Origin of the sequence: Actinomadura geliboluensis (assembly GCF_005889745.1) — a bacterium.
Classification (GTDB): domain Bacteria; phylum Actinomycetota; class Actinomycetes; order Streptosporangiales; family Streptosporangiaceae; genus Spirillospora; species Spirillospora geliboluensis.
In genome coordinates this window covers 1-8,047 of record NZ_VCKZ01000400.1, presented here as the reverse complement: position 1 = coordinate 8,047, position 8,047 = coordinate 1, and the positions used below count along the sequence as shown (strand labels likewise).

7 protein-coding genes are annotated in these 8,047 nt (G+C 74.2%); all 7 read left to right on the top strand.

The annotated features are described in order from the left end of the window. Positions 1-71 precede the first annotated feature (71 nt). The 7 genes from ETD96_RS36370 to ETD96_RS36340 all read left to right on the top strand — a co-directional run bounded on the left by ETD96_RS36370 (position 72) and on the right by ETD96_RS36340 (position 8,033). Positions 72-2,678, top strand: a complete 2,607-nt coding sequence (locus ETD96_RS36370) for a sensor histidine kinase (RefSeq protein WP_138641010.1) — start codon at positions 72-74, stop codon at positions 2,676-2,678. Further along, positions 2,675-3,121 carry a roadblock/LC7 domain-containing protein gene (locus ETD96_RS36365; protein WP_138641009.1) on the top strand — a complete coding sequence of 149 codons (447 nt, stop codon included), beginning with the start codon at positions 2,675-2,677 and terminating at the stop codon, positions 3,119-3,121. The genes ETD96_RS36370 and ETD96_RS36365 overlap by 4 nt, the downstream gene beginning before the upstream one ends. Before the next feature lies 1 nt (position 3,122). Further along, positions 3,123-3,512 (top strand): DUF742 domain-containing protein, encoded by a 390-nt coding sequence (locus ETD96_RS36360; protein WP_205719616.1) that lies wholly within the window; start codon positions 3,123-3,125, stop codon positions 3,510-3,512. Further along, positions 3,493-4,092, top strand: a complete 600-nt coding sequence (locus ETD96_RS36355; RefSeq protein WP_138641007.1) for a GTP-binding protein — start codon at positions 3,493-3,495, stop codon at positions 4,090-4,092. The genes ETD96_RS36360 and ETD96_RS36355 overlap by 20 nt, the downstream gene beginning before the upstream one ends. A gap of 209 nt (positions 4,093-4,301) precedes the next feature. Next, positions 4,302-5,489 (top strand): ROK family transcriptional regulator, encoded by a 1,188-nt coding sequence (locus tag ETD96_RS36350; RefSeq protein WP_205719615.1) that lies wholly within the window; start codon positions 4,302-4,304, stop codon positions 5,487-5,489. 13 nt (positions 5,490-5,502) lie between these two features. After that, complete coding sequence (locus ETD96_RS36345) at positions 5,503-7,011, top strand: sugar ABC transporter ATP-binding protein (RefSeq protein ID WP_138641006.1); 1,509 nt, start codon at positions 5,503-5,505, stop codon at positions 7,009-7,011. Then, the gene (locus ETD96_RS36340) at positions 7,008-8,033 is read left to right on the top strand and encodes an ABC transporter permease (RefSeq protein WP_138641005.1); all 1,026 of its coding nucleotides are present in this window, start codon (positions 7,008-7,010) and stop codon (positions 8,031-8,033) included. The genes ETD96_RS36345 and ETD96_RS36340 overlap by 4 nt, the downstream gene beginning before the upstream one ends. Positions 8,034-8,047 lie beyond the last annotated feature (14 nt).

The window sequence follows — 8,047 nt, the reverse complement described above, 5'->3', positions numbered from 1 at the left end:
CCAATGCCAAGCCCCCCAAGCCCGGACGATCCAGTGCAGGAGGACGAGCCAGTGAGCAGGGTCCGCCAGCGGTGAAGGCCCGCGGTTTCTCCTCCATCCGGGCGAGGATCATCCTGCTGGTCCTCGTGCCGCTGCTGGCGCTCGCCTCGCTGTGGGGCTTCCTCACCGGCATCACCTACGGCGACGCGCACCAGCTCCTGCAGAGCCGGGAGTTCCAGCAGAAGACGGTGCTGCCCACGCAGCGGCTCATCAACGCGCTGCAGAAGGAGCGCCGGCTGTCGATGACCGAGCTGGGCGGCGCGCGCGTGGAGCCGGGCGCGATGCAGACCCAGCGCAAGTCGACCGACGAGGCGGGCGACGACTTCCGCGCCGGCGCCCGCGACGGCGGGCTGCGGGGCGCGATCCAGCCCGAGGTCGTCCGGCGCATGGACGAGCTCGCCGCCAAGCTCGCCGCGCTGCCGTCGCTGCGCCGCGGCGTGGACGAGCGCACCGGCGGCCGCGCGCACGTCCTGCGCGAGTACAGCGAGCTCATCGACGCCTGCTACGCCATCTACAGCTCGACCACGCCGGGGGACGGGTCCATCACCGCGAGCGTCCGCACGCTGACCTCGTTCGGCATGGCCCGCGAGTTCATGTCCCGCGAGGACGCCCTGCTGACGGGGGCGCTCGCCGCGGGCCGCGTCACGGCCGCCGAGCGCACCCAGTTCGCCAAGCTCGTCGGGGCGCACCACACGATGCACGAGGTCAACGCCCGCGACCTGCCCGCCGCCGGCCGGGCCCGCTACGAGAAGCTGATGGCGTCCCCGGCCTTCATGCAGATGATGAGGCTGGAGGACCAGGTCATCGCCGGCGCCGAGCCGCCGCAGGCCGCCGCGCGCCGGACCCGCACGTCCACCGCCCGGGGGACCGGGACCCAGGGCACGCCCGCCCGCGGCACCGCCGGGACGTCCGCGACGCAGGCGCACGGGCGGCAGCAGCCGGCCCGGACCGCGCGGGGCGTCACCGTCATCGAGCCGTCCGTGTGGCGGTCGGTGGCCGACACCGCCGACGGCGAGCTGTTCCGGCTGGAGAACCAGATCCTGGACGAGGTCGTCGCCCGCGGCCGGCACATCGCGATCGGCGCGTTCACCCGGCTCGGCCTCGCCGGCGGCCTCGGCCTCGCCGCGATCGTGGTGTCGCTGGTCATCGCGATCCGCGTGTCCCGGCGGCTGGTGCGCGAGTGCCGCACGCTCGCCGGCGGCGTCGTGAACTTCACCACCGAGCGGCTGCCCAAGCTCGCCGCGCAGATCATCGCCGGGCGCCCCGCCGAACCGGAGCCCGAACCCGACATCGACTACCGGATCACCGAGATCCGGCAGATCGCCGAGTCGTTCGACCGCGCCCGCGCGGCCGTGCTGGAGGCCGCCGAGGGCGAGGTCGCGGCGCGGCGCGGCATCAGCGAGGTGTTCGTCAACCTCGCGCGCCGCAACCAGGCGCTGCTGCACCGCCAGCTCAGCCTGCTCGACAGCATGGAGCGGCGCACCGAGGACCCGTCGGAGCTGTCGGACCTGTTCCGCCTCGACCACCTCGCGACCCGCATGCGGCGGCACGCCGAGGGCCTGGTCATCCTGGCCGGCAAGTCCGCCGGGCGCGGCTGGCGCCGGCCCGTCCCGCTGGTGGACGTGGTGCGCGGCGCGGTCGCCGAGGTCGAGGACTACCCGCGCGTCCGGGTGCAGCCGCTGCCGCGCATCGCGCTGCTCGGCTCCGCCGTCGCCGACGTCATCCACCTGCTCGCCGAGGTGGTGGAGAACGCCACCACGTTCTCGCCGCCGCAGTCGCCGGTGCGGGTCAGCGGGCAGCCGGTGCCGAGCGGGTTCGCGATCGAGATCGAGGACCGCGGGCTCGGCATGACCGAGGAGGCGCTGCGCGCCGCCAACGAGCGGCTCGCGAACCCGCCGGAGTTCGACCCGTCCGACAGCGCGCAGCTCGGCCTGTTCGTCGTGGCGCGGCTGGCGCAGCGGCACGACATCACGGTCACGCTCCGCCCGTCCCCGTACGGCGGGACGACCGCGATCGCGCTGATCCCCGGCTCCCTCATCGTCGAGCACGCCGACGCGGAGCCGCCCGCGCGCCGCCCCACCGGGCCGATGCGGGCGCTGCCGGACCAGCCGGCCGCGCTGTCGGCGTCGGCGCGCCCGGCGGTCGAGGCCGGCGGCGTCGTCCGGCTGGTCGCCGAGCCGGAGCCGCCCGTGCGGCGGCCCGCGCCGCCGCGGCCCGAGCCGCCGGTGGCACCGCCGCCTGCGGCACCGCCCGCGCCCGCCGAGGCGCCGCCGAAGGACGGCGAGCTGCCCAAGCGCAGGCGGCAGACGCATCTGGCCCCCCAGCTCAAGCAGCGGGTGGACGCGCATCTCGCCGCCCAGGGCCAGGCGCCGCCTCCGGGGCCCGCGGGGCCCGCGGAGCCGCCGCCCGGGCCCGAGCCGGCCGGGATGCCGCTCGCCGCGCCCGTCCCCGTGGACGAGCCGCCGCCCCGCGGCGGGACCGTTCCGCAAGACGACGACGCGGCGCGCTCACCCGAGGCGATGCGATCGATGATGTCCGCCATGCAGGCCGGATGGCGGCGTGGCAGGCAGGACGCGGCCGACGCGGAGGCAGCGCAGGCCGAGCCCAACCCAGGCGAGCAGGAGGACGACACCCCATGACACGAGCCCAGCACTCCGGCGCGGAGGTCCCGGGCGGAGCCGGCGGTGACCTGAACTGGCTGCTCGACAGCCTGGTCCAGCGGGTCGCCGCGGTGCAGAACGCGGTGGTGCTGTCCAGCGACGGGCTGAAGATGGCCGCGTCCCGGGGCCTCGCCGGCGAGGAGTCCGACCACCTCGCCGCGGTGGCCGCCAGCTTCCAGAGCCTCGCGCGCGGGGCCGGGGAGTCGTTCGGCGGCGGCCCCGTCCGGCAGACCATCGTGGAGATGGAGTCGTCGTTCCTGTTCGTCACCGCCGCCGGGCGCGGCGCGTGCCTGGCCGTGCTGGCCTCCGCCGACGCCGACCTCGGGATCATCGCCTACGAGATGGCGATGCTGGTCACCCGGGTCGGGCAGCACCTGTCCGCGGATCCGCGGGTGGCCGCGGCCGAGCCGGGCGGCGTGTGAGGTGGGCGGCACGGCCTGGTACGACGACGCTGCGGGGCCCGTGGTCCGCCCGTACGCGGTCACCGGAGGCCGGACGCACTACGACGGCGACGACTTCGACCTCGTCGCGCTGATCGCCGTCGCGGACCCGCCGGAGCCCGCGGACGGCGCGCTGCCCGCGGCGCCGTGGGCGCCGGAGCCCGAACATGACATGATCCTGGAGCTTTGCCGCACCCCGTTGTCGGTCGCCGAGATAGCGTCGGATCTGGAACTCCCCCTCGGGGTGGTCCGTGTCCTGCTCGGTGACCTGCTCGACCACTCGCTGATTCAGGTCCGGCGTCCCGCGCCGGTGGCGCAGTTCCCCAGCGAGCGCGTACTCAAGGAAGTGATCGATGGAATCCGTGCGCTCTGACGCGGCGGCCCAGCAGGGCGAGTCCGCGCTGACGGTGAAGATCCTCGTGGCCGGTGGTTTCGGCGTCGGCAAGACCACCCTGGTGAGCGCGGTCAGCGAGATCCGTCCGCTGCGCACCGAGGAGGCACTGACCGAGAAGAGCATCGGGATCGACGACACCACCGCCGTCGCGTCCAAGACGACGACGACCGTGGCGATGGACTTCGGCCGCATCACGCTGCCCAACGGCCTCGTGCTGTTCGTCTTCGGCACCCCCGGCCAGGACCGCTTCTGGTTCATGTGGGACGAGCTGGCCAAGGGCGCCCTCGGCGCCGTCGTCCTGGTCGACACCCGCCGGCTGGCCGACTGCTTCGCCTCGGTCGACTACTTCGAACGGCGCGGCGTGCCGTTCATCATCGGCGTCAACCGCTTCGACGGCGCCGGCGCCCACTCGCCCGACCAGGTCCGCGACGCGCTCGACCTCCCCGCCGACGTGCCCGTCATCAACTGCGACGTGCGCGACCGCGAGGACGCCAAGCGCGTGCTGATCACCCTGGTCGAGCACATCATGCGCACCATGAGCGGCAGGCAGTACGCGTAGCCGCTCCGCTGTAGCACGTCACTGACGGCCCGTGCTCTCCGCGCTCGCGCGGGGGGTGCGGGCCGTTGCTTTCCGTGACTTTGTCCTCTGAGTGGAGAAAGTTTGGATGATCTAGTGAAAAGGTCTTCTCAAAGCGGCGAAAGCGGGTTACGGTCTCGGCCATGAGACCGGGGTCACACCGCCCCGGGGGATCCCGAGAGGACGGCGTGATGCGCATGTCGGCTCGCCCGCAGAACGTGCATCAGGCACGGCTGCTGCGGCTGCTGCGGGACGAGGGGCCGCGGTCGCGCGCCGAGCTCGGCGACGTCGTCCGGCTGTCCCGGTCGAAGCTCGCCGTGGAGCTGGACCGGCTCGTGGAGCTCGGGCTCGTCGAGGGCGCCGGGCTCGCCGCCTCGCGCGGCGGGCGGCGGTCCGGGATCGTGCGGCTGGCGCCGAGCCTGCGGTTCGTCGCCTTCGACATCGGCGCCACCTCGATCGACGTCGCCGTCACCGACGGGACGCTGGAGGTGCTCGGCCACGTCAGCGAGCAGTGCGACGTCCGGCAGGGCGCCACCGTGGTGCTGGACCGGGCGCTCGACCTGCTCGGCAAGCTGCGGGACGAGGGCCTCATCCCGCAGGTGCACGGGACGGGCATCGGCGTGCCCGGCCCGGTCAGCTTCCGCGACGGCATGCCGGTCGTCCCGCCGATCATGCCGGGCTGGGACCGGTTCCCGGTGCGGGACGCGATCGGCCAGGAGCTCGGCTGCCCGGTGCTCGTCGACAACGACGTGAACCTGATGGCGCTCGGCGAGCTGCACGCCGGGCTCGCCCGGGCGGTGGACGACTTCCTGCTCGTCAAGATCGGCACCGGCATCGGCTGCGGCATCGTGGTGGACGGCGCCATCTACCGGGGCGTGTCCGGCAGCGCCGGGGACATCGGGCACATCCGCGTCGACGACGACGGGCCGATGTGCGCGTGCGGGAACGCGGGCTGCCTGGAGGCGTACTTCGGCGGCGCCGCCCTCGCCCGGGACGCCGAGGCCGCGGCCCGGTCGGGGGACTCGCCCGCGCTCGCGGCGCTGCTGGAGGCGCACGGCGGGCTGACCGCCGAGCACGTCGGCGAGGCCGCCGCCGCGGGCGACCCGGCCGCGGTGCGCATCATCCGGGAGGGCGGCCGGCACGTCGGGCAGGTCCTCGCCGGGCTGGTCAGCTTCTTCAACCCCGGCCTGGTGATCATCGCGGGCGGTGTCGCCGGCCTCGGCCACACGCTGCTCGCCGAGATCCGCAGCGTCGTCTACCGCCGGTCCGCGCCGCTCGCGACCGGCAACCTGCCGATCGTGCTGTCCGAGCTCGCCGGCGCGGCCGGCGTGGTCGGCGGCGCGCGGCTCATCAGCGACCACGTCTTCTCCGCGTCCTGAGGAGGCCCCCGAAATGGAACCGCTGCTGCTCATGCGCGGCATCGTCAAGCAGTTCCCCGGCGTCCGCGCGCTGGACGGCGTCGACCTCGACGTCCGCCCGGGCGAGGTGCACTGCCTGCTCGGGCAGAACGGCGCCGGGAAGTCCACCCTGATCAAGGTGCTGGCCGGCGCGCACCAGCCGGACGAGGGCGAGATCGTCTTCGCCGGCGAGCCGGTGCGGCTCGCCGGGCCGACCGCCGCGATGCGGGCCGGCATCGCGACCATCTACCAGGAGCTCGACCTGGTCGACGGGCTGTCGGTCGCCGAGAACATCTTCCTCGGGCACGAGAAGGCCCGGTTCGGGTTCACCCGGCGCGGGGACGCCGAGCGGGCGGCGCGCGAGCTGCTCGGCCGGCTCGGGCACGGCGAGATCCCGCCGCGCCGCGAGGTCGGGCGGCTGCCCGCGGCGGGCAAGCAGGTCGTCAGCATGGCCCGCGCCCTCTCCCACGAGGCGCGGCTCATCGTGATGGACGAGCCGTCCGCCGCGCTCGCGCACGACGAGGTCGGCAACCTGTTCCGCATCATCCGCGAGCTGACCGCCGCCGGCGTCGCCGTCGTCTACATCTCCCACCGGCTGGAGGAGATCCGCGAGATCGGCGACCGGGTGACCGTCCTCAAGGACGGCAAGGCCGTGGCGGTCGGCCTGCCCGCCAAGACCACCGAGACCGACCGGATCGTCTCGCTGATGACCGGCCGGGACGTCGAGTACGTCTTCCCGGAGCGGCCCGAGCCCGGCGGCGAGCGGGCCGAGGTGCTGCGCGTCGAGGGGCTCACGCTGCCCGGCGCGTTCGAGGACGTCTCGCTCACCGTGCACGCCGGCGAGATCGTCGGGCTGGCCGGGCTCGTCGGGTCCGGGCGCTCGGAGATCCTGGAGACCGTCTACGGCGCCCGGCGGCCCGCGCGCGGGCGGGTGCTCGTGGACGGCCGGCCCGTCCGCCCCGGCGACACCGGCGCGGCGGTGCGGCGCGGCATGGGCATGGCGCCGGAGGAGCGCAAGAGCCAGGCGCTGCTGCTGAACGAGTCCGTCGCCGGGAACGTCAGCGTCGCCGGGCTGTCGCGGTACGCCTCGTTCGGCTGGCTCAACCGCCGCCGCGAGCTGGCGGACGTCCGCCGCCAGATCGAGTCGCTCGACATCCGGCCGCCCGACCCGCGGCGGCCCGTGGTGACGCTGTCGGGCGGCAACCAGCAGAAGGTCGTCCTCGCCCGCTGGCTGCTCGGCGCGACGGGGCTGCGGCTGCTGATCCTGGACGAGCCGACCCGCGGCGTCGACGTCGGCGCCCGCGCCGAGCTGTACGCGGTGATCCGCGAGCTGGCCGGCCGCGGGATCGGGGTGCTGCTGGTGTCCAGCGAGGTCCCCGAGGTGCTGGGGCTCGCCGACCGGGTCCTCGTCGTCCGGGAGGGGCGGGTCGTGCACACCGGCGACGCCCGCGACCTCGACGAGGCCGCCGTGCTCAACATGATCATGGAAGGGAGCGCCCTGTGACGAAGGCGGGTCTTAACGAGCGGCGCGACGGGGCTTTCGTCTCCCTGACGAAGCGGGTCGGAAACGGCGCGTCCGGCGGTGGCGGTGTCGGCGAGATCCGGCATCTGGGGCTGGTCGCGGCGCTGGTGCTGCTGTGCGCGGCCGGGCTGATCACCGAACCGGAGAACTTCGCGACGTCCGGGAACGCGGTCGGCGTGCTCGTGCTCGCCGCCACCATCGGCGTGATCACCGTCGGCCAGACCTTCGTGATCATCGGCGGCGGGATCGACCTGTCCGTCGGGTCGGTGATGGCGCTCGCCTCGGTGTGGGCGACCACGGTCGCGACGCAGTCCTACGGGCCGGCCGTGATGGCGCTGTGCGCGATCCTCGTCGGGACGGGCTCGGGCGTCGTGACCGGGCTGCTGATCTCCTACGGGCGGATGGTCCCGTTCATCGCGACGCTCGCGATGCTCGTCGCCGCGCGGGGCCTCGCGCAGCGGATGTCGGACCGCAAGACCCAGCTCGTCCGGCCCGAGAACGACGCCATCGAGGCGCTGTCCACCACCAAGGTGCTCGGGCTGCCCCTCGTCGTCTACATCTTCGCGGCCGTCGCGGTCGCCGGGTGGCTGCTGCTCAACCGCACCACGTTCGGCCGCCGGACGTTCGCGGTCGGCGGCAACCCGGAGGCGGCGCGGCTCGCCGGCATCGACGTGCGGCGGCACACCCTGCTGCTGTACGCGCTGTCCGGTTTCTGCTGCGGCATCGCGGCGCTCATCATCATGGCGCGCACCACCACCGGCTCCAGCACCCACGGCGACCTCTACGAGCTCGACGCGATCGCCGCCGTCATCATCGGCGGGACGCTGCTCACCGGTGGCCGCGGCACCGTCGTCGGGTCGATCCTCGGTGTGCTGATCTTCACCGTCATCACCAACCTGTTCATCCTGAACGGCCTGCAGACCAGCGACCAGCTCATCGCCAAGGGCGTGATCATCGTGATCGCCGTGCTGCTGCAGCGCCGCGGGCTCCGCTCGCCCACCTGACCCCCGTCCACCAC